The sequence below is a fragment of the Agrobacterium sp. 22-226-1 genome, from assembly GCF_053522345.1.
In genome coordinates, this window is the sequence record NZ_JBNWCP010000006.1 from 324,905 (window position 1) to 349,254 (window position 24,350).

Consider the following 24,350-nt stretch of genomic DNA (forward strand, 5'->3'; position numbering starts at 1 on the left):
TCCTCAATGCCGGATACGCGGATCGAGGAGCGCATAGGCGATATCGATCAGAAGATTCATCAGGAAGATCGCCAGCGCGGTGACGAGAATGGCGGCGAGCACGACGTTGAAATCGCGCTGAAGAATGGAATCGATCATCAGCTTGCCGACACCGGGAAAACCGAAAATGGTTTCGACGATGACAGCACCATTGAGAAGGCTTGCCGCCTGGTCGCCAATGACGGTGATGACCGGCAGCATGGCGTTTCGCAAGGCGTGAATGAAGATGATCGGACCCGACTTCACGCCCTTGGCGCGCGCCGTTTTGACATAGGCAGAGGACAAAGCGCCGATCATCGAGCCACGCACCACCTGCACGATAATGCCGAAGGGGCGCACGAACAGGACCGCGATCGGCAATATCCAGTGCAGCACGGAGCCCGTTCCTGACGTGGGCAACCAGGCGAGATTGACGGAAAAGACGACGATAGCGACGATAGCCAGCCAGAAATCCGGCACGGATGCACCGATGAGCGAGATGCTTGAGGCCATGCGGTCGAAGAAGCCGCCGGAGCGGAAAGCCGCAAGCGAACCGATGACGATGGCCGCCGTGGTGACGAGCGACATGGTGATGACCGCAAGCCACAGCGTCCAGACGAAAGCCTCCAGCACCACATCCAGCGCCGGGCGGGCTTTTCTGAGCGATTCTCCTAGATCACCCGTCATCACATCGCCCGCATAACGCAGGAACTGCACCATCAACGGATCGTTCAGCCCGTGCAACGCCCGGAACTGCTGCTTCAACTCTTCCGAAGCCTCCACCGGCAGAAACAGCGCGGCCGGGTCCCCCGTCAGGCGCGACAGGAAGAAAACCATGACGATGAGGCCGATCAGGGAAATCAGGCTTGCAACGGAACGTTTTCGGATGAAGCTCAACATGGTTGCCTCCGGTTTTTCAATGCGGCGGCGAGGCTTTCGCCGCGCCGCCGCTTCTCAATTGACAAGACGCGGGGTCCTATTTGATGCCGATTTCCGAAAGCTGCAGCATCGAGTTGGTGGCGATAGTCGGCTTGAAGTCCAGCCGCTCGGAGACGCGGGAGAAGCCGACCATGTGGAACATCAGCACATCCGCCACCACGTCATCGTGCAGGTGGGCAATGAGTTCCGACCACAGCTTGGCGCGCTCGTCACCGACCGCTGCCGATGCGCGTTCGATCAGATCGTCCACCTTCTTGTCCGAGAAGCCGGACTGCGTGCCCTTGGTCGCATATTTGAAGAACATGGTGAAGGACGGGTCGCCCTTTGAGTTGTCGTGCATGGCGGCGACGATCTGCGGTCCTCGGCCTTCCTTGAAGGGTTTGGAGTAGTAGCTTTCGTGCTCGGCCACCTCCACGAATTTCAGGTCGATCTTGAAGCCGACTTCCTGCAATTGCTGCTGGATCGCCTCCATGATCTCGGTGACGTTGGGGAAATTCGCGGTGCGTGCGATGATGGTGATCGGCGTATCCACCTTCACACCGGCAGCCTTTGCTTCCTCGAGCAGCTTTTTTGCGCCCTCGGGTTCATAGGGGAAGACCTTGACGTCGGGGTTCCAGCCAAGCGTGGTCGGCGGAACGAGCGCGGTGGCCAGCACGGCACCTTCCGGAACCAGCGTGCCAAGGAAGGCCTGCCGGTCGATGGCGAGGTTGAGCGCACGGCGTACCCGGACATCGTTCAGCGGCGCGATGTTATGGTCGAGACGCATATAGACCGTCTCGCTGTCGAGATAGGAAAAGTCGGTCTTGGCGTTGGTGGCGTCTAGCTGGGAAATGGAAGGCGACAGATCTGCTTCGCCGGTCTGCACCATGGCGGCGCGGACCGAAGGATCGGCGCGGAAAAGATAGGTCGCTTCCGTCACCTGCGGCTTGGCGCCCCAATAGTCGTCGCGTGCGGTGAGCACAATCTGCTGACCCGGCGTCCAGTTGGCCAGCTTGTAAGGCCCGGTGCCGACAGGCTCGCGGATGAATTCCATCTTGGTTTCTTCGGGAACAATGGTGACGAGCGACATCAGAAGCGGCAGAATGGGCTGGGCCGGTTCGGTCTTGAAGTCAATCGTGTGGTAATCGACGATAGACGGGGTCACCGTCATGCCGCCGAAATAACGGCGGGACTCGCAGGCGTTCTTGTCGCTCATGATGCGTTCGAAGCTGTGCTTGACGTCCTTGGCATCGAATGCCGTGCCGTCGGAAAACTTCACGCCTTCACGCAGGTGGAAACGCCAGCTTCCATCGGCATTCTGTTCCCACTTCTCGGCGAGGCGCGGCTGAACGCCCTTCTTGCCGCGCACATCGAGCTCGGTCAGCGTCTCGCTGACATTTTCCATGATGATGCGGCCGATATTGGAGCGGGTGGCCATGCAGGGTTCCAGCAGGTCCGCCTCTTCCGCCAGCACGATCTTGATCGGCCCCGATGCCGCAAGCGCCGGCGAAACCGCGGCGCTGAGGGAACCCAAGACAAGGGCGCCCGCAATCAATGACTTCTTCATTCCGTTCTCCTCCCAGATTCAGAAATTCAGCAACATGGCGGCGCGCCGCAAGGGGCATCTGAAAAATCCCCGTCTCCTGCATTGAGGAGCATGGCATGCGGATGATTGTCTCCTCCACCCGCAAGCAGAGCATCGACGTTATCGCATTTTTTGTCAATTTATTTTTAGATGTCAAATTTTATTCGAGCCAAGTCTCATAATTTTATTTTTTAAAAACAAATGTTTAGATAAAATAATCAAAAATAATAGATCCCATTTTTTTATCAAATAAACTTGACAACTTTTTGAATATGTCATTTTCATCAGGACAAGAGGAGACCACGATGACCCCTGATGACATCGCTCACGCCATGACCGGAGCCATGCATGCCGTGTCGCAAAACCGGCAGGAAGCTTTCCTGCCGTCGCCCATGATCCAGAACCATGCGAGCTTCCTGCACCTTCTGGATGACGGCACCCTGCTCTGCGCCTGGTTCGGCGGCACGCTGGAAGGAAAATCGGATATTTCGATTTTCGCATCCGTGCTGACAGCGGGCGCAACCCGCTGGGGACCACCGCAGCGCCTGAGCCACGACCCCGCCCATTCCGAACAGAACCCGGTTTTCTTCACCGCGCCGGATGGCGTTCTCTGGCTGTTTCATACCGCCCAGCCCTCCGGCAATCAGGATGAATGCCGCATTCGCATGGCGCGAATCCACCGCGACCCGACTGCACCGGAAAAGCTTGTTTCCGAAGAAGGACGTTTTCTCGATCTCCCCCGGGGCTGCTTCATCCGCGCGCCGCTGCGCATCCGCGATGATGGCGTCTGGCTGCTGCCGATCTTCCGCTGCGTCCAGCGACCCGGCCAGAAATGGAACGGCAGCCATGATACGGCAGCGCTCGGCATATCCACGGACAATGGTGCGACTTGGCAATTGCAGGAGCTGGAGGAATCGACCGGCTGCGTGCATATGAGCCCGGTTGCGGTGACGAATGGGGGCTACGCCGCCTTCTTCCGCCGCCGTCAGGCCGATTTCGTCTATCGCACGGAAAGCGCCGATGGCGGCCGCTCATGGTCAAAGCCGCAGCCGACCGATGTGCCCAACAATAATTCCTCCATTGCGGTCATCAGGCTGAACGATGGCAGGCTGGCTATGATCTGCAACCCCGTCAACGCCGCGCAGTCGAGCGATCGCCGCGCCTCGCTTTATGACGAGTTGGGAGAGGAAGACGACAGGCCCGATGCCGATCCAAGCGGCGGCTGTGTGCCGGTCTGGGGTGTGCCGCGCGCGCCGGTTTCGATCTGCCTGTCCGATGATGACGGGCGCAGTTTTACCACCCGGATCCTGATCGAAGACGGGCCGGGCACCTGCCTTTCGAACGATTCGACCGATGGGCGTAATCTGGAAATGTCCTATCCGTGGCTTCTGGAAGCGCCGGACGGTACGCTGCATGCGAGCTACACCTATCATCGCCGCGCAATCAAATATGTCCGGCTGGCGCCCGGCTGGGCTGAAGAGAACGACGGGAGACAAAGATGAGCAACATCATTGGCATCACCATGGGCGACCCCTGCGGCGTCGGCCCCGAGATCACGGTGCGGGCGCTCGCAGAAATGTCCGCCCCGGATCGTGCGGCGACGCGGATTTACGGCAACCTCGCCACGCTGGAAGCGGCGCGGGATGCGCTCGGCGTTGATATCGATCTTTCTCAACACGTGGTCGACCTGCCCGTGGAGGGCGCGCCGCTGCCCTGGGGTATGTTGTCGCCCGTGGCCGGAGACGCCGCTTTCCGCTTTATCGAAAAGGCCGTTCGCGATGCCGAAGCGGGTACAATCGGCTGCATCGTCACCGCGCCGATCAACAAGGAAGCCCTGAACCTCGCCGGTCATCATTATGACGGGCACACCGGCATGTTGCGCAGCCTCACCGGCTCCTCAGCCGCCTATATGCTGCTCGCCTCCGAACGGCTGAAGGTCATTCACGTTTCCACCCATGTCTCCCTGCAGGAGGCCATTCGCCGGGCGACGACGGAGCGGGTGCTGGCGACCATCCGCGCCGGCAACGCGCATCTGAAACGCATCGGTTATGTTCAACCGCGCATCGCGGTTGCCGGCATCAACCCGCATTGCGGTGAAAACGGCCTGTTCGGCACCGAGGATGACGACCAGATCGCACCGGCGGTCGCAGCCGCCCGTGCCGAAGGCATTGAGGTGCAGGGACCGATTTCCGCCGATACCGTGTTCCACCGGGCTTATTCCGGTGCTTTCGATCTCGTCGTCGCGCAATATCACGATCAGGGCCATATCCCGATAAAGCTTGTCGCCTTCGACACCGCCGTCAACGTCTCGGTCGATCTGCCGATAGATCGCACCTCCGTCGATCACGGCACGGCTTTCGATATCGCCGGCAAGGGCATCGCCAATCACGGCAACATGAATGCGGCCATCGCCTATGCGCGCAAGTTGGTGGCGGGCAAGGAGCGGAAGGAATGAGCACCATGTCGACAGCTCCCATTCTCATCCACCAGCCACGACGGCTCGCCGTTGGTGCCGGCACCATTTCACAGGTCGGCGCCTGGGCGGGAAAAACAGCATCGACCCTGATTATCGCCACACCGCTGACGGCGAAATTTGCCGAACGGCTGCAATTGCAGGGCCCTTTCACGATCTTCGATGCCATTCCCGGCGAGCCGGACACAACAACGCTGGAAGCCGCCCTCGCCGCAGCACGCGCTGCCAAGCCGGATCTTGTCATCGGCCTCGGCGGCGGTTCGGTAATGGATGTGGCAAAGCTGGTCGCTGCCCTCTGGAATTCCAGCCAGTCGCTTGAAGACGTGGCGGGGCCGAACAGGGTTGCCGGGCGCGACACACGGCTGGTGCAGATCGCCACCACCGCCGGCACCGGCTCGGAAGCCGGCATCCGTTCGCTCATCACAGACCCGGTGAAAGGCAACAAGATCGCGGTCGAAAGCCCTCATCTGATCGCGGATTTCGCCGTGCTCGATCCGGAACTCACCTATTCCGTCCCATCAGCCGTTACGGCGGCAACCGGGGTGGATGCCATGGCCCATTGCGTCGAAGCTTTCACCAACCGCAAGGCCCATCCGATGATCGACGGTTTCGCCCGCATGGGCTTTGCGCTGGTCGGTAAATATCTGGCGCGCGCCGTTCGCGACGGTGCGGATACTGAAGCGCGGGAGGGCATGATGCTTGCCTCCTATTATGGCGGCATCTGCCTCGGCCCGGTCAATACGGCGGCGGGCCACGCCATCGCCTATCCGCTCGGCACGCTTCTCAACCTGCCGCACGGGCTGGCGAACGCCATTGTGTTTCCGCATGTTCTGGCCTTCAACCAGCCTGCGGTTTCGGCCAAGACGGCGGAAGTGGCGGGAGCGCTCGGGCTTCGCGAACACCTTTCGCCTGATGATCTGCGCAAGGCGGCAACGGATTTCTGCGCTGGGCTCGGCATCGAAATGTCGCTCGCACGGCATGGCGCGACTGAGGCCGATCTTTCCCGCTACGCTGAGGATGCGCATGCCATCCGCCGGCTGATGGACAATAACCCCGTCTACATGAGCATCGAGGACGTGCTCGGCATTTACCGCCACGCCTTCTGAGCAAAAATCCGGTGCGCGGACGCGCGCATCGGTCTTCGGTCACCCGCCTAATCCGTGTGCGAAGACTCGAACAGGCGGTCTCGCGATCCGGTCAGGTGCTGGAGCATCAACTGGCGCGCCGCCTCTGCGTCCCCATCGGCAATCGCCTTTGCGATTGCCTCATGCTCGGCGAAAACACGCGTCAGGCCGGATGCCTCCCGCTTCACCGACATGCCGTGAAACTTCATTCCCACTGCAATATGGTCCTTCAGCGCCTCCATCGCGGTGGAGAAATAACTGTTTCGCGCCGCCCGCGCGATGGCGAGGTGGAACTGATAATCGGCATCCTCGCGGTGGGACTGGCGATTGGTCGCATCCCGCATCAGTTCGAGCGCCTTCCGGATCGCCGCAAGCCTCTCGCCATCATGCCGCAAGGCTGCCGCGGCCGCCGCTGCCGGCTCCAGCGTCAGCCTGAATTCGTAACAGTTGAGAAGATCAGCAACGTTTTCGAGCTGTCCGAAGCCGAGCGGCTCGCGCAGGCCAAAAGCCCTGACATAGCTGCCGGAGCCTCTGCGGGAATAAATAAACCCCTGCTCGCGCAGCCGGCGCAACGCCTCGCGCACGACGGGTCGCGACACTTCGAATTCCATGGCGAGTTCATGCTCGGTCGGCAGCCGCTCATCCGGCTTGTAAGCGCCGGATTTGATCGCCCGGTGCATTCTCTCGAAAATAATGTCCGGAAGTGCCTTGCGCGCCGTTTCTTTCATCAGCCCCATCTGGTCAGTTCTCTCCAGCGTCATTGTCGCCAAGCATCATTTTCGCGATCCGTTTCAACGTGTCAGCTTGCCCAAAACCGCCGGATTTCGCAATGATGCATTGATCTCCGGACCAGCCGACCCCGAGACCCGGCAGGCATTCGCCAGCAAGACGCAGACGCGAAATGCCCATGGCCCGCAGCACGGCTTCTGCCGTGGCTCCGCCCGACAACAGCAGCCTGGCCGCCCTCGCGGTAAAATGCGGCACGACGCCTTCCGCCAACCGGTCTGAAACCGCAAGCGGCGACAGATTTTCCTTACCCTGCGTCGCTTGAACCAACGTCAGACCGGCACCGTCATCGGTGTGTCGCGGCATAACGCCATTCGGCGCCTCAATGATCGAGACAGGCCCAGCGCTTTTGAGAACGTCAATCTGCTCCACGGTGATCGGATCGCGAGACCCGATGACAAAAAGCCCCTTGCCGGGTGGAACGAACGCCGCTTCAGGAACAGCCTGCGCCGTCATCGCTTCAGCCAACGCCTCGGCAAGGCCACGCGCGCCAACCAGAAGATCGGCCCCTTCCGCCTGCGCGGCGGCGAGAGCTTCCCTGATATCGCCCTTTGATCGTGTATCGGGTATCGTGCAGCGGCCGGCATGTCTGCCCAGCCTTTCATGAACCGGAATGGCAGCTTCGACGCCAAAGCCGGAAACGGTTCCGCCAATAACGAAGCGCCCGAAATCCGGAATGGCGGGCGCGACAAGCGCGTGCCGATAGGAAATCGCATCCATTTCCGCCGCAATATGCCCTTTCAGGCGGGAATCGATCTTCTTGAAAAGGATAGTATCGGCCGGAACCAGCCCCAACAGTTCCTGCGTGCGAAGCCGGGCTTCATCCGCTTCGCCATCGCGGCAGCCGAGATTGACGCTGAGGACGGCAGGCGCATCTGCGAGCGCCGCACGCACACCGTCAAGCCCGATGGCGACCTCGGTCGCCAGCCCACGCCCGGCAAAGGGGGCGGCGGCGTCGAGCGCTCCGGTCAGATCATCGGCAAAAATCAGCAGCACGGGCGAGGCCTTCATAAAAGTTGTAATGTTTTACGTCGATAAATTTATTTATAATCAATAGATAAATGGATGTGAATAACAAAAATTATGGCGCAGCTTTCGGACTGGCCAATCAGCCGCAAAGAGACCCAAAGGACAAGGGAAGAAATCGGAAACGGCAAAAAGAGAATGCCAAACGCGGGCCGCAACCATATATGGCGAGACGGCCGGGAGATGGCGAACGAACAACGTCGCTAGATGAACCGGAAGGGCAGGCCCGAGATGAGCGCCTTGACGAAGCGCTTTTTCTGAAAGCGTCCATTCAGCGATACACGCGGCAACTGCGTCGGCTTTTCAAGGCTGTGGGAACCGATAACGCCAGCCTGCGTGGTCACGGCCGCGGAAAATCCTGCATGGTGAACTGCTTTCGCTTCACGTTCTCCCACGGCCTTCACCCAGCCATAGGGATAGGAAAAGGACCGTGGCCGGTTGCCGGCATAGGCTTCCACCCGGCGCGCCGATTCCGCAATCTCATAAGCCAGACGCGCCGCATCGATCTTGCGCATATTCACATGCGTCATGGTATGCGCGCCGAAATGCAGCAGGGGATCCTCCGCCAGCGCCCTGAGCTCATCTTCATCCATGACAAGTTCGTCCACGATCGCGATGGGATCGACGCCATGCTGCCTCGCGATACGATCGATCCTTTCCACCGCCTCGTCTTCCGAAAAGTTCTGGACAAAATCTTCAAGCCGCGTGAATGCCTCCGCTTTCTGCGAAGGGCTGGCGCATGCCACCTGCTCCGGCCCCGCACCGAAATCGAATTCGAAAGACGTGGCTTTCTGCGTCAGGGCAGCAGCGGTTTCCCACCAGAGGCTGCGTGTTCGCTTCACAAAACCCGGCGTGATGAAAATCGTGTAGGGAACGGCATATTTACGGAAGATCGGCGCGGCATAGTCGGCATTGTTTCGATAGCCGTCATCAAGCGTGAAGGCGCAAAACGACCGGCCTTCGTGATTATCGGCAAGCAGAGCCGGCAGATCGTGCAGATGCACGGGAACGAGACCGCATTCGAGTGCGGCCTGTATCGCCTCTTCCAGAAATTGCGGCGTGACGGACAATTGCACATTGGGTGCGAAAGCCGAAACAGCCTTTCCCGGGCGCACATGATGAAGCGTGAAGATCACACCGCGCCCGGCAAAAGACGGAAATGCCGAGCGGACGGCCGGGAGAGAACTCACCTCCAGCCCCGCCCTTATGGCCCCATATTTCACAAGGCGTTTTATCGGTTGAAAGAACATCCTCCCCGATTGTCCTGATGTCAGGCCGGGAAGAAGGCGTTTTCTCACGACTCTCGAGACCGTCAGCGGCAGGTCGATCAGACCCGGCAAGGGATCATTCGGCGCAAAGGCGGCCCAACTGCGGATCTTGCCCAAAGAAGCGAAATAGTCGCCGATTTTCGCCTGCCCTCTCCGGGCCAATGTGAAGGCGGCAACGGCATCGCGGACAAGATAGGACCAGGAGACGCCCTGCCGCACATTGCCGGGCTGGCCGACCGGCTCGCCATTGGCGACCCGCCATAGCAGGGCGCCAAGGTCGATGCCCGCCGCAGAGCAAAGGCCAAACCATGACCATGGGCGCGGATTGACATCGAGAAGCTTCAGTTTCCCGTCCCGGCCGTCGAGCTTGAATTCCGCCTCGACCAGCCCGCTATGGCCGGCCGATTTCAATATTTTTCGGGCCGCATCCACCGCTTCCCCGTTGTCGACGACCTCGACGCGGGTGCTGGTATAGCCGAAATCGACAGGATATTGCCGGGCGCGCCGAGCGGTGAACTCCGCTACCGGCTCTCCATTCAGCCAGAGCGCGGCGTAGGAGAACTGACTTTCTCCCCCACCCGGAATGAGTTCCTGCACAACGACATTGCCGGCGCCGATCTCTCCGCTCGCATCGGCAAAAGCCGTTTTGAGAGCATGTCGGTCATCGGCGCGAATGACTTTCGCCCGGGCGATGGTGGTATCGCCACCCCCCATATTCGGCTTGAGAATGACGGGAAACAATATGTCCAGCGTATCGATGTCAGCGGCCGATGCCAGCGCATAGGTTCGCGGAATACTGACGCCAAGTTCTGCGGCGCGCTGGTAAAGCAGCGGTTTTTCGCAGAGCCATTGCAGGGCCGTCCAATTCGGCAGGATGATTTTGTAGAGCGAGGACAGTTCCTCACGATGTTGCGCAACGAGCTGGACCTCTCCATCGCCGGACGGCACGAGCAGACAGCCCTTCAGACCATGCTTGTCAGCCATTTGATGCAGGAACGGCAGTGCGCCGGCATCATGCGGGCCGGCCCAGCGGATCGTTTCCCGCACGAAACGCGACCAACCCGGCAAAGGGGAATCATGGGTGAGGTAATAAACAGGCACATTGAGGGCGCCGAGGCTTCGGGCAAGGGCGAGCGTGCCGTGAGCGCCGCCGACAATAACAACACCTGGAATGGTCAAAGCCTGATCCCCGTCCTATTCCATATCTTGATCGCAAAAATTGATAAATAAATTGGATATTTCTAAAGTATTGGGCGGACGGATATCGAATTGCGAAAAATCCGAAACGCCTGATCTTTTGCAGGCGTTTCGGAATTGCTTTGAAAAAAGGAGAGGCCGCCTCACGCCTCCTTGCGGACGGGGCGTGGATCGCCGTTGTCATCCACCGCGACCATGATGAAGACGGCCTCCGTCACCTTTTCGCGTGAATCCTGATAGTGCCTGCGGGTCCAGGCCTCGATCTTCAGCGTGACGGAGGTGCGGCCGATTTTCTCGATTTTGGTATAGACGCACAATGTATCGCCGATCTTGACCGGCTTCTTGAAGACGATCTCATTGACTGCGACGGTAACGGTGCGGCCGCCGGCCACATCATTGGCGCGGACGAAAGCGGCAAGGTCCATCTGCGACATGACCCAGCCGCCGAAAATATCGCCGGCCGGGTTGGCATCGGCGGGCATCGCAAGCGTTCTGAGCGTGAGTTCCATATCGGCGGGCGGTTGCTGGTCCATGTCTCAAAGTCCTTTCACAAGCCTCCCGCTGCCGGACTTAAACAACCGCACCCCATCCGCCAATAGCCGATTTGTCGCGGCAGCCCTTCCAAAACAGCAAGGAATCACAGAGCCATCGTAAGCTTCGGTTAACCATGATGAGGCACGATTCCAAAAAACGCGAGGGCGTGCGAATGGCCTATGACTGGAGCGGAAACAACACAATACAGCAGCGCTACGACCGTATCGTCCTGGTGGTCGCCAGCGTCGTCGCCATCAGCCTGGCGACCGGCACCCTTGCCCTGCGTTCGCAGGTGGAGCCGGACACCACCATAAGCCTTGCCAAACAACAGCGGCTCGATTCGGACAAATGGCATTTGCGGCTCTAGTCCGCCCCGAACAGCCGAATGGCCCGATGACCTACTCCGGAGCGCTCCCGGCCCTGGAGATATTTTCCTTCTGCGCGGTATGGTCGAGATGCGCCACAGCCGGGGCGAGAACCGACAGAAATGTTTCCGACCGGCCGATATAGATGATCGCCGCGCCGTCGATCCCGTTCAGAACCTCCGCCAGCGTATCCTGCGTCTGTTTTTCCAGCCCTTCGAGCAAATCGTCGATAACGACGAATTTCGGCTTCAGCAGCAGGGCATTGGCCACCCGGATACTGGCCTGCTCGTCTGAATCCAGTTTTTTGTCCCAGCGAATATTTTCCTCGAGACGGGATGCCATCTCGCCGAGCCCGCAGGCAGTGAGCGCCGAGACATAATCCGCATCGGCAAAACGCTGGGGCGCGCGCGGATAGGCGAGGATTTCACGCAGCGATCCCGCCGGCAGATAACCGTGCTGGGCAATGAAAAGCGTGTCGGACTGCTCGGGCATCTCGATCCTGCCCTGTCCCCAGGGCCACAGGCCTGCCATCGCCGCAAAAAGCAGCCTTCGGTTCACGCCCTGCTCGCCATTGATCATCAGCCGTTCGCCCGGCCCGATCTCGACTTCGCTCTCGCGCAGCTGGAAGCCGCGATCCAGATCCTGCCCACCCGCATCGCGGCAGATCACCACCGACTGGAGACGGATTTTTTCATTCTCCGCGCTGCGTTGCAGATCGATCGCCAGGCCGTGCTGTTCGACGCTGTCCATCTGGATAAGCGCGTTGCGGAACACCGAAACGCGTTGCAATGTCGCCTTCCAGCTGGCGATCGGCCCGAAATTGTCAATGTACCAGCGCAGTGCCGTGTTGACCTGGTTGAACGCACCGACAGCCATCATCAGCCCGCCGAAGGTGAGGTTGCCGGAGAAATAAACCGGAGCCGCGATCAGGATCGGCGCCACCACCGCCAGCCAGCCATATCCTGCCGAAACCCATGTCAGATGCGTTAGCGCCATGGCGAGCCCGCGAATGACGCCGAGCACCGCATCAATATCGATGCCTATCCGCCGCCTTTCGTTCTTTTCGCCACGTGCAAGGGCAATGGCGGCAAGATTTTCGCTGGCCCGCATCAGTGAGAAGCGAAGCTCCGCCTCTTTGGAATAACGCTCGGCATTCAGTCCCACCAGCCGATAACCGACGAGGTTGCTGAGCAGGGAAGCGGAACCGGCGTAGAGGATCGCCGCCCAGACCATATAGCCGGGGATCGCATAGGTATCGCCGCTGATGGTGATGGCGAAGCCGGCCGAGAGCGACCAGAGGACGCCGATGAAGCTGACGAGCAGGATCGTTGCATTGACGAGACCGATGGAAAGCGCCGTGCTGCTTTCAGCCAGATTGCGGACATCGTCATGCAGGCGCTGGTCGGGGTTGATCGCAATGGTGCCGAAACCGGCAAGACGCGCGGCTCGCCCCGGTTTCAGCCATTGATCCACCATATCCTTGGCAAGACCCTCGCGCATGTTCAGCGCCGTCATCTGGTTCAGCCAGGTCTGGATGACGTTGAGGAGAAGCAACAGCCCCGCGATGATGGCGAAGACCTCCAGCTGGTGAATGAAGGCGGCAAGATCGCGCCGCTCCAGCGCGTTGTAAAACGGCGCGTTCCATTCATTGAGCCTGATCTGCCCATAGGCGGTGAGCAATATCACCGTGAGCAGCGCTATCGACAGCAAGATCAGCCGGGTGCGCACCGGCGAGGTCCAGAAGGCACGCCCCATCATGCGCAGCTGCGCCGGGAAATCGAGATCGAAACCCGAAAGATTAGCCGCGCTTTTGCGCTGATCGTCGGTCACCGTTGTTGCCATTCATTCCATTCCGAAACGTCAGTCGGCAAAGAAAGCGGGTCGCGATTCTGCGCCTTTCGTTGCCAAGCAATAACACGCCGTTCGACCTTGTCCACAATCCCGGCGAAATCTCAGCGGCGATGATTGAAAAGCCCGGACAATTCTTACCGCGGGCAAATATCGCGGCCTCGACCAACAATGCGGTTGCCCCCGGAAATGATCCTTGCTTTCTTTTCCTGCATTGCACAAAATCCGAATAATTTCAGAGGGGCGGACAAACCGCATAAGCCGGAAAACCGGGCAAGGCAGATTAATGGCGATCAAAGCGAGCATCTATCATCTGACGCATTATAAATACGACAATCCGGTTCGCCTTGGACCACAGATCATAAGATTAAAGCCCGCCTCGCACTCCAGAACCCGCGTTATCAGCCATTCGCTCAAGGTTTCGCCCTCCAATCACTTCGTGAACCTTCAGCAGGATCCCTACGGCAATTACCTCGCCCGCTTCGTTTTTCCGGAGCCGGCGACGGAATTTAAGATTGAGGTCGATCTTGTCGCCGATATGACGGTTTACAATCCGTTCGATTTCTTTGTGGAGGAAGAGGCGACAAAGTGGCCCTTCGACTATCCGCAGGAATTGCGCGACGATCTCTCCATCTACATGAAGCCGGAGCCGACAGGCCCGCTGCTCGCCGCCTTCATGGCCACCGTCGACCGAACGCCGGGGCAGCAGACGGTGGACATGGTCGTTGGCCTCAATGCCCGCCTGCAACAGGAGATCGGTTACGTCATCCGCATGGAACCGGGCGTCCAGACGCCGGAGGAGACGCTTGCTTCCGGCAAGGGGTCCTGCCGCGATACCAGCTGGCTGCTGGTGCAGGTTCTGCGGCATCTTGGCCTCGCTGCCCGTTTCGTGTCGGGATATCTCATTCAGCTCACCCCCGATCTCAAGGCGCTGGATGGCCCATCCGGCACCGAAGTGGATTTTACCGATCTGCACGCCTGGGCCGAAGTCTATATGCCCGGCGCGGGCTGGATCGGCCTCGATCCCACCTCGGGGCTTCTGACGGGCGAGAGCCATATTCCGCTGGCGGCAACGCCGCATTACCGCAATGCGGCGCCGATTTCCGGCGGTTATTACGGCCATGCCAACACGGAATTCGCCTTCGACATGCAGGTCCGGCGGGTTGCCGAAACGCCGCGCATCACCAAACCCTTTTCGGATGAAAGCTGGGAGGAACTCAACGCGCTCGGTCAGGAGGTCGATGACGTTCTAAACAGCCATGATGTCCGGTTGACCATGGGCGGCGAACCGACCTTCGTTTCCATCGACGATTTCGAATCCGACGAATGGAACACCGGCGCGGTCGGGCCGACAAAGCGTGAAAAGGCCGATGCCCTGATCCGCCGCCTGCGTGAACGTTTCGCACCGGGCGGCTTTCTACATTACGGGCAGGGAAAATGGTATCCGGGCGAAAGCTTGCCGCGCTGGACCTTCTCGCTCTATTGGCGCAAGGACGGCCTGCCGATCTGGCAGAACCCGGCGCTGATCGCCGAGGAGGGCGCAAATACAGGCGTCAAGGCGGAAGATGCGCAGAAACTGCTGGGCGGCATAGCCTCCCATCTCGGCATCGAGCCGGAGCTGGTGCTGCCGGCCTATGAGGATCCGGCCGAATGGATCATCAAGGAAGGCAGCCTTCCCGACAATGTCGACCCGTCCAATTCCAAGCTGAAAGACCCGGAGGAGCGAAACCGCATGGCCCGCGTCTTCGAACGGGGACTGACGACACCAACCGGTTATATTCTTCCCGTTCAGGCGTGGAATGCGCGCGCCACGGGCAAACGCTGGATCAGCGAAAAATGGAAGACGCGGCGCGGTAAAATATTCCTCGTTCCGGGTGACAGCCCGGTGGGTTACCGCCTGCCGCTCGGCACCCTGCCCTATGTGCCGCCATCCGCCTATCCCTATATTCATGAAGCCGATCCTTCGATCCCCCGCGGTCCGCTTCCAGATGTGCTGACGCCATCGGGCCGCGCCATGCCCGAAGCCTCCTTCCATGCCAGCGAGGCCGCAGGGCAGGAGCGCATCGAACAGACGCTCGGCGAAATCGGCGGCGCGGTGCGCACCGCCATGTCGGTAGAACCGCGTGACGGAAGGCTTTGCGTCTTCATGCCGCCGGTCGAGCGCATCGAGGACTATCTCGAACTGATTGCAGCAGCGGAAGCGGCGGCCGCCGATCTTGGCTTGCCCGTCCATATCGAGGGTTATGCGCCGCCGCATGACGAGCGCGTCAATGTCATCCGCGTCGCACCCGATCCCGGCGTCATCGAGGTCAACATCCACCCCGCCGCGGGCTGGAAGGATTGCGTCGACATCACCACGGCTGTTTATGAGGAAGCGCGTCAGTCGCGTCTCGGCGCCGATAAGTTCATGATCGACGGCCGCCACACCGGCACCGGCGGTGGCAACCATGTGGTCGTGGGCGGCGCCAACCCCAATGACAGCCCCTTCCTGCGCCGGCCCGATCTTCTCAAAAGCCTCGTTCTGCACTGGCAGCGGCATCCCTCGCTCTCCTATCTCTTCTCAGGTCTCTTCATCGGCCCGACGAGCCAGGCGCCGCGTATCGACGAAGCCCGCCACGACAGTCTCTACGAGCTGGAGATCGCGCTTGCGCAGGTGCCTGCCCCCGGAGAAGGCGTGCCGCCGCTGCCATGGCTGGTCGACCGGCTGTTCCGCAATCTTCTGACGGATGTGACGGGCAATACCCATCGCGCGGAAATCTGCATCGACAAGCTGTTTTCGCCGGACGGGCCGACCGGCCGCCTCGGCCTTGTGGAATTCCGCGGCTTCGAAATGCCGCCCAACGCGCGCATGTCGCTCGCCCAGCAATTGCTGGTGCGCGCCCTCATCGCCCGCTTCTGGAAAAATCCGGCCGCCGGCAAATTCGTGCGCTGGGGTACGGCGCTCGCCGACCGCTTCATGCTGCCGCATTATATCTGGGCGGATTTCCTCGACGTGCTTGCCGACCTCAGGGAAAACGGTTTCGACCTCAAGCCGGAATGGTTCACCGCCCAGCAGGAATTCCGTTTCCCCTTCTTCGGCGAGGTGGAATATGAGGGCGCGAAGCTGGAACTGCGCCAGGCGCTGGAGCCCTGGCATGTGATGGGCGAACAGGGCGCCATCGGCGGAACCGTGCGTTATGTCGACAGCTCCGTCGAGCGCCTGCAGGTGCGGCTGGAAACCTCCAATCCCGCCCGTTACGCGGTGGCCTGCAACGGCCGCGCCGTGCCGCTGACCCCGACGGAAAACCGCAGTGTCGCGGTCGCCGGCGTTCGCTTCAAGGCATGGCAGCCGGCTTCCGGCCTGCATCCCGTTCTGCCCGTCAATTCACCCTTGACCTTTGACATTTATGATACATGGTCGAGGCGATCGATCGGCGGATGCATCTACCATGTTGCTCATCCGGGCGGGCGCAATTACGAGACGTTTCCCGTCAACGGCAATGAGGCCGAGGCACGCCGCCTCGCCCGTTTCGAACCATGGGGGCATACGGCAGGGCAATATCCGCTACAGGCGGAAACCATGTCGCCAGAATTTCCGCTGACGCTCGATCTGCGTCGGCCTTACGGAGTGTAAATTGTCCAAAGCCCCGGCAACGGAACGCAAGACGGAAACGAGCGCGCAACCGCGTGGGCTTGAATATTCCCCCTTGCCGGGCGTTGCCGACGAAATGCTCGATACCAACGGCAAGGTCAGGCCGGTCTGGAAGACCCTGCTCGACGCCCTGTCGCGCATGTCGGAACGGGAATTGCATGAGCGCTTTGCCCGCACCGACCGCTATCTGCGCGATGCCGGCGTGTTCTACCGCGATTACGGCAAGGGCAGCAGCGAAAGAAACTGGCCGATCTCCCATATTCCGGTGCTGATCGACGACAGGGAGTGGGCGGTTCTTTCCGAAGGGCTGAAACAGCGCGCTAATCTTCTGGAGGCCATGGTCGCCGATTTTTACGGCGAAAACCGGCTGGTCAAGGAAGGTTTCGTGCCGCCGGCCCTAATCGCCTCCAATCCGGAATATCTGCGGCCCATGGTCGGCGTAAAACCGGCAAGCGGCCATTATCTGCATTTCTGTTCCTTCGAGATCGGGCGCGGACCTGACGGCAACTGGTGGGTGCTGGCCGACAGGACGCAGGCGCCTTCCGGTGCGGGTTTCGCGCTCGAAAACCGGGTGGCAACCACCCGCGCGCTCTCCGATATCTATGCCGAAACCCATGTGCACCGTCTGGCCTCGTTCTTCGGCGCTTTCCGCGACACGCTGCAGGCGCAAAGAAAGCACCCCGACGACCGGATCGCCGTGTTGACGCCCGGCCCCGCCAACGAAACCTATTTCGAACACGCCTATATCGCCCGTTATCTCGGCTTCATGCTGCTGGAAGGCGAAGACCTCACCGTTGTCAACGGCCGCGTCATGGTCAGAACCGTAGCGGGACTGAAACCGGTCGGCGTTCTCTGGCGGCGTCTCGACGCCTCTTATTCCGACCCGCTGGAACTGAACCAGCAATCCCATATCGGCACGCCGGGCATGGTGCAGGCGCTGCGCAATGAAGCGCTCACCGTCGTCAATGCGCTCGGCAGCGGCATTCTCGAAACGCGGGCGCTGCTCGCCTTCATGCCGCGTATCTGCCGCCACATTCTCGGCGAAGAGCTGAAACTGCCCTCCATCGCGACCTGGTGGTGCGGCCAGGAATCGGAACGTCGCCACGTCGCCGGCAATATCGAAGGCATGGTCATCGGCCCGGCTTACTCAAGGCTTCCCTTCTTCGACGATAACGGTCAATCCGTGCTCGGCTCGTCGCTGCGCGAAACGGCGAAGGAATCGATCAGCGACTGGCTCGCCTCCGACGGCCACAGGCTGGTGGGACAGGAAGTGGTGACGCTTTCGACAACCCCGGCCTATATCGACAACAAGCTCGTGCCGCGCCCGATGAGCCTTCGCGTTTTTGCCGCGCGCACCCAGGACGGCTGGCAGATCATGCCCGGCGGCTTTGCCCGTATCGGCAGCAGCAACGATGTCTCCGCCATCGCCATGCAATCGGGCGGAAGCGCTGCGGATGTATGGATCGTCAGCGAAAAGCCGGTGGAACGCACCACGCTTTTGCCGGCGGAAGAAAGCTTCACCCGCAATATGCCGGGCAGCCTGCCGAGCCGCGCAGCCGACAATCTCTTCTGGCTCGGCCGTTATATCGAGCGTTCGGAAGGCGCATTGCGCATCCTGCGCGCCTGGCACGGGCGTTATGCCGAATCCGCCGATCCGCGCCAGCCTCTGCTCGCGCATGTGACACGCTATCTCGAAGCGCTCGATGTGGAGATGAGCGATGCCGTGCCGGAAAGCCTGCTGAACAACATCAACAGCGCGCTTTATTCCGCCAGCAATATCCGCGACCGCTTTTCGCCTGACGGGTGGCTGGCGCTGAACGACCTTGCCAAGACCGCCCGCCGTTTCCACGCGAAAGTCGCCCCAGGCGACGATGCTACCCATGCCATGACGATCCTGCTGCGCAAGCTTGCGGGCTTTGCCGGTCTCGTGCACGAAAACATGTATCGCTTCACCGGCTGGCGTTTCCTGTCGATCGGCCGCTACCTGGAGCGCGGCCTGCATATGACGCGTCTTCTCGGCCATATGACCGGCCCGGACGCACCTGACGGCTCCTATGACATGCTGCTCGAAATCGGCGACAGTGTCATGACCCATCGCCGCCGCTACAACGTCAATACGGCGGGTCTCACCGTGACCGATCTTCTGGCGCTCGACCCGCTCAATCCCCGCTCTATCCTGTTCCAGCTGAACGAGATCCGCACCGAGGTGGAACAGCTTCCGAACGCCTTCGTGAACGGTCAGATGTCTCCCTTCTACCGCGAGGCGATGCGTCTGCATTCCGGGCTTGCGGTCATGACGCCGGAAAACATGAACGGCGCGATCTATCGCCAGCTCGAAACCGACATGGAACATCTCTCCGATGTTCTGGCCCGGACCTATCTCGGATAATCCTATGCTTTACGATCTTTCCCTGCATATGGGTTACACCTACGACACGCTGGCCCACGGCGCGCGTCACATCATCCGTGTCCTGCCGCTTTCCATCCCCGGCCGGCAGCGGCTTGTCGCCGGCTCCATCGATGTTTCGCCGGTGCCGGAAGAACGTGCCACCTTCGAGGATTTCTTTCATCAATCGGCCACGTCAGTGCATCTGCGCGCGCCGCATGAGAAGCTGGATATCCGCATGCAGGCCCGCGTGATGGTGGAGGCGCCGGCGCTGACGGCGGATTTCTCTCCGGAACTCTCCCGCCTGCCGCAGGACCTGGCCGATGTCTGGTCGCTCGATTTCCAGTCGCCGCACCACTTCATCGGCGCAAGCCCTAGGATCGGAATGGATGCGGCAATATCCGCCTATGCCCGGGAATTGCTGAAACCGGGAATGACCATTCGCGAAATCGCGCTCTCTCTGTGCAAACGCATCCACAAGGACTTTACCTATGACGGCGAGGCGACGACCGTCGATACGACGCCATCGGAAGCCTTCAAGCTGAAGCGCGGCGTGTGCCAGGATTTTTCGCATATCATGATCATGGCGCTGCGCAGCCTCGGCATTCCCGCCGGTTATGTCAGCGGTTTCCTGCGCACCATTCCGCCACCGGGCAAGGAACGGCTTGAAGGCGCCGATGCAATGCATGCCTGGGTTCGCGTCTGGTGCGGAGAAGCAGCCGGTTATCTGGAACTCGATCCCACCAATGATATCGTCGCCGGAAGCGACCATATCGTCGTCGGTTACGGCCGGGACTATTCCGATGTCGCCCCCGTGATCGGTGTCTTGAAAAGCTATGGCAACCAGCAGATAAAACAGGCCGTCGACGTCATCCCCGTCCAATAATGACACGATGTGTATTATTGCGGCCATCGCGCCAACAATTCTTGAAAATACTTCGAAAACTGCTCCAATTTGATCGCTGCGTAAAATTGAACCGATCACGTTAGCGGATTTTACATCGTTTGCGGCTTTTCTGTGCTCAGTCGAATATTCTAATCCGTGAGCCCGTCATGACCGCCTCTGCACATCAAAAACCGAAGCGCCGTTTTCTTGCCGATACCAGCGGAAATTTCGGCATGATGACGGCCATTCTGCTGCCGGTGTTGCTGGGTTTTGCCGGCGCCGGCATGGAGTTGGCAAATGTGATGCAGGTGAAAGCGGATATGCAGAATACCGCGGATTCTGCAGCCCTTGCGGCGGCCACCGAGGCCCGTTTGAAAATGGGCGACCTGACGGACGAGCAGATCAAGGAAATCGCCAAGAACTTCATCGCGGCCCAGATGGAAAAGAACCTGACCGAGGAAGAGAAAAAGGAACTGGAGCAGAATTCTCCGACCAATATCACGACAAGCGAAAATGCCCGCGGCAAAACCTACACCGTTGAGACCACCATTAACCACCGCGTACAGCTCAATCCGTTGCTGGGGTTCATTGGCGCAAAAACACTCGATCTTTCGGTAACGGGCACCGCAAAGAGCACCGTCAACAAGGGGGCACCGATCTCCATGTATCTGGCGCTTGATCGTTCCGGTTCGATGTCATTCAAGACGGACACCATCAATACCGCGAAAAAATCGTGCCCGGTTTATACGGCTGACAATTGGGGTACCAGCGAAGCGAAGGCCACATCCAGTCCCTGCTATGTCAACAAGGCCACGTCGCTCAAAACCGCCGTCGGGTTCCTCGTCGCAACATTGAACAAGGCTGATCCGACCTACACGGCTAACGGCGGTTCAGAGCTCGTCCGCACCGGTGCCTCGGTCTATACGCACGAGACATATGCTGCTCAGCCCGTCAGCTGGGGTACGGGCAGTGTCGCCAGCTATGTCAACAAACAGATCCCGGAATTTCCCTCCGGCGGCACGGATGCCCGCAGCAGCCTGAACGCCGCCTATAACGCCCTTAAAAAAGCCAATACCGACGAAGCAAAAGCACATAAAGACAAAGGCAGTGAATCCTTCGAGCGCTACATTGTTCTCATGACCGACGGTGAAATGACGGGCAACAGCGCCTCGTGGAACTCCAGCATCGACCAGTCGGTGCGCACGACCTGCGAGACCGCCAAAAAAGACGGGATCAAGATTTTCAGCGTCGCCTTCATGGCGCCGGACAAGGGCAAGTCGCTGTTGCAATATTGCGCATCCAGCCTCGACAATTATTACGCGCCGGAAAACATGGAGCAGATCGTCACAGCCTTTGGCGAAATCGCGCGCAAGGCTGCCGGCAGCATAGCCACGCTCACCAACTGATCTGTTTCCGGAGCGTCTTGTCGGCTGCATGGCTGACAAGACGTGTGCGGCAGGTGACAGCGGCGGCGGCCCGTGGCATAGGAGGGCCGCTCCCATTCACAGGCCCTGTCATGATCCGCATCGAAAACATCAGCAAGTCGAACAGTCACCGTATTCTCTATATCGAGGCCTCCGCCGCGCTCAATCGCGGCGAGAAGATCGGCCTTGTCGGTCCGAACGGTGCCGGCAAGACCACGCTGTTCCGGATGATCACCGGCGAAGAGCAGCCCGACGAGGGCCAGGTCGTCGTCGAAAAGGGCATGACGGTCGGTTATTTCGATCAGGATGTCGGTGAAATGTCCGGCCGCTCGGCCGTCGCGGAAGTCATGGAAGGGGCAGGCCCCGTCAGCGAAGTGGCGGCGGAGCTTCGGGAACTGGAAGCCGCCATGTCCGATCCCGACCGGATGGACGAGATGGACACCATCATCGAACGTTACGGCGAAGTGCAGGCGCGTTATGAGGAACTGGACGGTTACGCGCTGGAAGGCCGAGCGCGCGAAGTGCTGGACGGGTTGAGCTTCAGCCAGGAGATGATGGACGGCGATGTTTCCAAGCTTTCCGGAGGCTGGAAGATGCGCGTGGCGCTTGCGCGTATCCTCTTGATGCGCCCGGATGTGATGCTGCTCGACGAACCGTCGAACCATCTCGATCTCGAAAGCCTGATCTGGCTCGAAGATTTCCTGAAGAATTACGACGGCGCTTTGCTGATGACGTCGCATGACCGCGAATTCATGAACCGCATCGTCACCAAGATCATCGAAATCGATGCCGGCAATCTCACCACCTATTCCGGTGATTACGGCTTTTACGAACAGCAGCGTGCGCAGAACGAAAAGCAGCAGCAGGCGCAGTTCGAACGCCAGCAGGCCATGCTCGCCAAGGAAATCAAGTTCATCGAACGCTTCAAGGCCCGCGCTTCGCACGCCTCGCAGGTGCAGAGCCGCGTGAAGAAACTCGAGAAGATCGACCGCGTCGAGCCTCCCAAACGGCGTCAGACGGTGGCTTTCGAATTTGCCCCCGCTCCTCGCTCAGGCGAGGATGTTGTGGCGCTGAAGAAGGTGAACAAGGCCTATGGCAGCCGCAAGATCTATGGCGAGCTCGATTTCATGGTTCGGCGCAAGGAACGCTGGTGCATCATGGGTGTCAACGGCGCTGGAAAATCGACGCTGCTGAAGCTGGTGACCGGCACGACGGAACCGGATTCCGGCAATATCACGCTCGGCGCCAGCGTCAAACTCGGCTATTTCGCCCAGCACGCCATGGATGTTCTGGATGGCGACAGCACCATTCTCGAATGGCTGGAGGAGCGTTTTCCGAAAGCGGGGCAGGCGCCGTTGCGCGCCCTTGCCGGCTGTTTCGGCTTTTCCGGCGACGACGTGGAAAAACGTTGCCGTGTTCTGTCCGGCGGCGAAAAGGCCCGTCTCGTCATGGCGGCCATGCTGTTCGATCCGCCGAACTTCCTCGTGCTGGACGAGCCGACCAACCATCTCGATCTCGACACCAAGGAAATGCTTATCAAGGCCCTGTCGGATTATGAAGGCACGATGCTGTTCGTTTCGCACGACCGCCATTTCCTGGCCGCGCTTTCGAACCGGGTGCTGGAACTCACGCCCGATGGCATCCACCAATATGGCGGCGGCTATACCGAATATGTCGAAAGCACGGGACAGGAAGCACCGGGCCTTCGCAGCTAAGATAGCTGCCGGACGCGTCGCACTGTAACGGCAGCTTTCGTTTGGAGACTGGAGAAACAGATGCGGATCGTGGTCTACAGCGCCAAGCCCTATGACAGGCAGTTCCTTGACGCTGCCGCCCACGCTGGCATGCGGATGCAATATTACGAAGCACGTCTGTCTCTCGAGACAGTGGCGCTGGCGGAGGGAGCGGCGGCGATCTGCGCCTTCGTTAATGACGACCTGTCGCGGCCGGTGCTTGAAAAGCTTGCGGAAATGGGTATCCGGCTCATCGCCCTGCGCTGCGCCGGTTTCAATCAGGTCGATCTCGCCGCCGCCGAAAAGCTCGGCCTGACCATTGCGCGCGTGCCGGCCTACTCGCCCTATGCGGTCGCCGAACACACCATGGCGCTCATCCTGTCGCTCAACCGCAAGATCCATCGCGCCTATAACCGTGTCCGCGAAGGAAACTTCGCCCTCGATGGTCTTCTCGGCTTCGACCTTCACGGCAAGACAGTCGGCATTGTCGGTACGGGCAAGATCGGGGCAATTTTCGCGCGCATTGCGGCCGGCTTCGGCTGCCGTCTCGTCGGCCATGACGTCCGGCCAAATCCGGATTGCGAAGCACTGGGCATAGTCTACGTCACGCGCGAGGAACTATTTCGAACATCGGACATTCTGGCGCTGATGTGCCCGCTCACACCGGAGACCCGTCACCTCATTCGCCGGGAGACGCTGCCGCTTCTGAAAAAGGGCGTAATGCTCGTCAATACCAGCCGCGGCGCCATCATTGACACGCAGGCCGCGATTGCGGGTCTGAAAGACGGCACCATCGGCAGTCTCGGCATCGATGTCTATGAAGAAGAGGCCGATCTCTTTTTCGAGGATCTTTCCAACGACGTGCTGCGCGACGATGTTTTCGCGCGGCTGCTGACCTTCCCCAATGTTCTGGTCACCGGCCATCAGGGCTTCTTCACGCAGGAGGCCCTCAGGAACATCTCGGACACCACGATCGGCAATATCGAAAGCTTTTTCAGGACCGGCAGGGCGCTGCATGCCGTTTCCACCGAGCAGTTTGCCGGCCCGGCCTAGAGCACGTCCATTGAACGCGGAATCGCATTGAGGATTCCCCTGGCTGCGGAATTCTGATTCTATCGCCCCGACTGGTGATTTGGTCGGAGGCAATA

At 60.0% G+C, this 24,350-nt stretch carries 17 protein-coding genes; 10 read left to right on the forward strand and 7 right to left on the reverse strand.

Annotated elements, in window-relative coordinates; translation table 11 throughout:
- Window positions 1-3: 3 nt before the first annotated feature.
- Together ACQZ5K_RS13525 and ACQZ5K_RS13530 are read right to left on the reverse strand one after the other, a co-directional pair.
- Window positions 4-918, reverse strand: a complete 915-nt coding sequence (locus ACQZ5K_RS13525; protein WP_035262398.1) for an ABC transporter permease — start codon at window positions 916-918, stop codon at window positions 4-6.
- A gap of 76 nt (window positions 919-994) precedes the next feature.
- Window positions 995-2,503, reverse strand: a complete 1,509-nt coding sequence (locus tag ACQZ5K_RS13530) for an ABC transporter substrate-binding protein (RefSeq protein ID WP_448740584.1) — start codon at window positions 2,501-2,503, stop codon at window positions 995-997.
- Window positions 2,504-2,826: 323 nt separating this feature from the next.
- On the opposite strand from ACQZ5K_RS13530, the gene ACQZ5K_RS13535 reads away from it, so the two are divergent.
- Genes ACQZ5K_RS13535 through ACQZ5K_RS13545 form a run of 3 tightly spaced genes read left to right on the forward strand, consistent with a single transcriptional unit; the run spans window position 2,827 to window position 6,100 of the window.
- Entirely contained in the window at window positions 2,827-4,023 is a 1,197-nt protein-coding gene (locus ACQZ5K_RS13535) for a sialidase family protein (RefSeq protein ID WP_448740585.1), read from the forward strand.
- Window positions 4,020-4,976: a 4-hydroxythreonine-4-phosphate dehydrogenase PdxA gene (gene pdxA / locus ACQZ5K_RS13540; RefSeq protein WP_448740586.1), complete on the forward strand. Its 957-nt coding sequence runs from the start codon at window positions 4,020-4,022 to the stop codon at window positions 4,974-4,976. Before ACQZ5K_RS13535 ends, pdxA begins: the two co-directional genes overlap by 4 nt.
- The gene (locus ACQZ5K_RS13545; RefSeq protein ID WP_448740587.1) at window positions 4,973-6,100 is read left to right on the forward strand and encodes an iron-containing alcohol dehydrogenase; all 1,128 of its coding nucleotides are present in this window, start codon (window positions 4,973-4,975) and stop codon (window positions 6,098-6,100) included. Before pdxA ends, ACQZ5K_RS13545 begins: the two co-directional genes overlap by 4 nt.
- Window positions 6,101-6,147: 47 nt before the next feature.
- On the opposite strand, the gene ACQZ5K_RS13550 is transcribed toward ACQZ5K_RS13545, so the two are convergent.
- The 4 genes from ACQZ5K_RS13550 to ACQZ5K_RS13565 form a co-directional block, all read right to left on the reverse strand.
- Complete coding sequence (locus tag ACQZ5K_RS13550; protein WP_003506041.1) at window positions 6,148-6,855, reverse strand: FadR/GntR family transcriptional regulator; 708 nt, start codon at window positions 6,853-6,855, stop codon at window positions 6,148-6,150.
- 4 nt (window positions 6,856-6,859) lie between these two features.
- On the reverse strand, window positions 6,860-7,900 hold the full coding sequence (locus ACQZ5K_RS13555) for a four-carbon acid sugar kinase family protein (RefSeq protein WP_448740588.1): 1,041 nt from the start codon (window positions 7,898-7,900) through the stop codon (window positions 6,860-6,862).
- Between the two features lie 233 nt (window positions 7,901-8,133).
- The gene (locus ACQZ5K_RS13560; protein WP_448740589.1) at window positions 8,134-10,377 is read right to left on the reverse strand and encodes a polysaccharide deacetylase family protein; all 2,244 of its coding nucleotides are present in this window, start codon (window positions 10,375-10,377) and stop codon (window positions 8,134-8,136) included.
- Between the two features lie 161 nt (window positions 10,378-10,538).
- On the reverse strand, window positions 10,539-10,928 hold the full coding sequence (locus tag ACQZ5K_RS13565; protein ID WP_035260778.1) for an acyl-CoA thioesterase: 390 nt from the start codon (window positions 10,926-10,928) through the stop codon (window positions 10,539-10,541).
- A gap of 134 nt (window positions 10,929-11,062) precedes the next feature.
- Between ACQZ5K_RS13565 and ACQZ5K_RS13570 the strand changes: the two genes are divergently transcribed.
- The gene (locus ACQZ5K_RS13570) at window positions 11,063-11,296 is read left to right on the forward strand and encodes a hypothetical protein (RefSeq protein ID WP_127755489.1); all 234 of its coding nucleotides are present in this window, start codon (window positions 11,063-11,065) and stop codon (window positions 11,294-11,296) included.
- 31 nt (window positions 11,297-11,327) lie between these two features.
- Here ACQZ5K_RS13570 and ACQZ5K_RS13575 read toward each other — a convergent pair whose 3' ends face one another.
- Window positions 11,328-13,136: an ABC transporter ATP-binding protein/permease gene (locus ACQZ5K_RS13575; RefSeq protein WP_448740590.1), complete on the reverse strand. Its 1,809-nt coding sequence runs from the start codon at window positions 13,134-13,136 to the stop codon at window positions 11,328-11,330.
- A gap of 292 nt (window positions 13,137-13,428) precedes the next feature.
- Here ACQZ5K_RS13575 and ACQZ5K_RS13580 point away from each other — a divergent pair, with 292 nt between their 5' ends.
- The 6 genes from ACQZ5K_RS13580 (at window position 13,429) to ACQZ5K_RS13605 (ending at window position 24,255) form a co-directional block, all read left to right on the forward strand.
- On the forward strand, window positions 13,429-16,755 hold the full coding sequence (locus ACQZ5K_RS13580) for a transglutaminase family protein (RefSeq protein WP_448740591.1): 3,327 nt from the start codon (window positions 13,429-13,431) through the stop codon (window positions 16,753-16,755).
- A gap of 1 nt (window position 16,756) precedes the next feature.
- Window positions 16,757-19,162 carry a circularly permuted type 2 ATP-grasp protein gene (locus ACQZ5K_RS13585; protein ID WP_448740592.1) on the forward strand — a complete coding sequence of 802 codons (2,406 nt, stop codon included), beginning with the start codon at window positions 16,757-16,759 and terminating at the stop codon, window positions 19,160-19,162.
- 4 nt (window positions 19,163-19,166) lie between these two features.
- Window positions 19,167-20,045, forward strand: coding sequence for a transglutaminase family protein (locus ACQZ5K_RS13590; RefSeq protein WP_059757870.1), 879 nt, complete (start codon window positions 19,167-19,169; stop codon window positions 20,043-20,045).
- Between the two features lie 167 nt (window positions 20,046-20,212).
- The gene (locus ACQZ5K_RS13595; protein ID WP_448740593.1) at window positions 20,213-21,451 is read left to right on the forward strand and encodes a vWA domain-containing protein; all 1,239 of its coding nucleotides are present in this window, start codon (window positions 20,213-20,215) and stop codon (window positions 21,449-21,451) included.
- A gap of 110 nt (window positions 21,452-21,561) precedes the next feature.
- Complete coding sequence (locus ACQZ5K_RS13600; RefSeq protein WP_448740594.1) at window positions 21,562-23,184, forward strand: ABC-F family ATP-binding cassette domain-containing protein; 1,623 nt, start codon at window positions 21,562-21,564, stop codon at window positions 23,182-23,184.
- Between the two features lie 60 nt (window positions 23,185-23,244).
- On the forward strand, window positions 23,245-24,255 hold the full coding sequence (locus ACQZ5K_RS13605; RefSeq protein WP_448740595.1) for a 2-hydroxyacid dehydrogenase: 1,011 nt from the start codon (window positions 23,245-23,247) through the stop codon (window positions 24,253-24,255).
- Window positions 24,256-24,350: the final 95 nt, after the last annotated feature.

Bases quoted from the DNA above. Each gene is read 5' to 3' on its own strand.
- ACQZ5K_RS13600 (WP_448740594.1), top strand. From the start codon at position 21,562: ATGATCCGCATCGAAAACATCAGCAAGTCGAACAGTCACCGTATTCTC.
- ACQZ5K_RS13565 (WP_035260778.1), bottom strand. From the start codon at position 10,928: ATGGACCAGCAACCGCCCGCCGATATGGAACTCACGCTCAGAACGCTT.
- ACQZ5K_RS13545 (WP_448740587.1), top strand. From the start codon at position 4,973: ATGAGCACCATGTCGACAGCTCCCATTCTCATCCACCAGCCACGACGG.
- ACQZ5K_RS13550 (WP_003506041.1), bottom strand. From the start codon at position 6,855: ATGGGGCTGATGAAAGAAACGGCGCGCAAGGCACTTCCGGACATTATT.
- ACQZ5K_RS13570 (WP_127755489.1), top strand. From the start codon at position 11,063: ATGATGAGGCACGATTCCAAAAAACGCGAGGGCGTGCGAATGGCCTAT.
- ACQZ5K_RS13595 (WP_448740593.1), top strand. From the start codon at position 20,213: ATGACCGCCTCTGCACATCAAAAACCGAAGCGCCGTTTTCTTGCCGAT.
- ACQZ5K_RS13580 (WP_448740591.1), top strand. From the start codon at position 13,429: ATGGCGATCAAAGCGAGCATCTATCATCTGACGCATTATAAATACGAC.
- ACQZ5K_RS13575 (WP_448740590.1), bottom strand. From the start codon at position 13,136: ATGGCAACAACGGTGACCGACGATCAGCGCAAAAGCGCGGCTAATCTT.
- ACQZ5K_RS13605 (WP_448740595.1), top strand. From the start codon at position 23,245: ATGCGGATCGTGGTCTACAGCGCCAAGCCCTATGACAGGCAGTTCCTT.
- ACQZ5K_RS13530 (WP_448740584.1), bottom strand. From the start codon at position 2,503: ATGAAGAAGTCATTGATTGCGGGCGCCCTTGTCTTGGGTTCCCTCAGC.
- pdxA (WP_448740586.1), top strand. From the start codon at position 4,020: ATGAGCAACATCATTGGCATCACCATGGGCGACCCCTGCGGCGTCGGC.
- ACQZ5K_RS13590 (WP_059757870.1), top strand. From the start codon at position 19,167: ATGCTTTACGATCTTTCCCTGCATATGGGTTACACCTACGACACGCTG.
- ACQZ5K_RS13525 (WP_035262398.1), bottom strand. From the start codon at position 918: ATGTTGAGCTTCATCCGAAAACGTTCCGTTGCAAGCCTGATTTCCCTG.
- ACQZ5K_RS13535 (WP_448740585.1), top strand. From the start codon at position 2,827: ATGACCCCTGATGACATCGCTCACGCCATGACCGGAGCCATGCATGCC.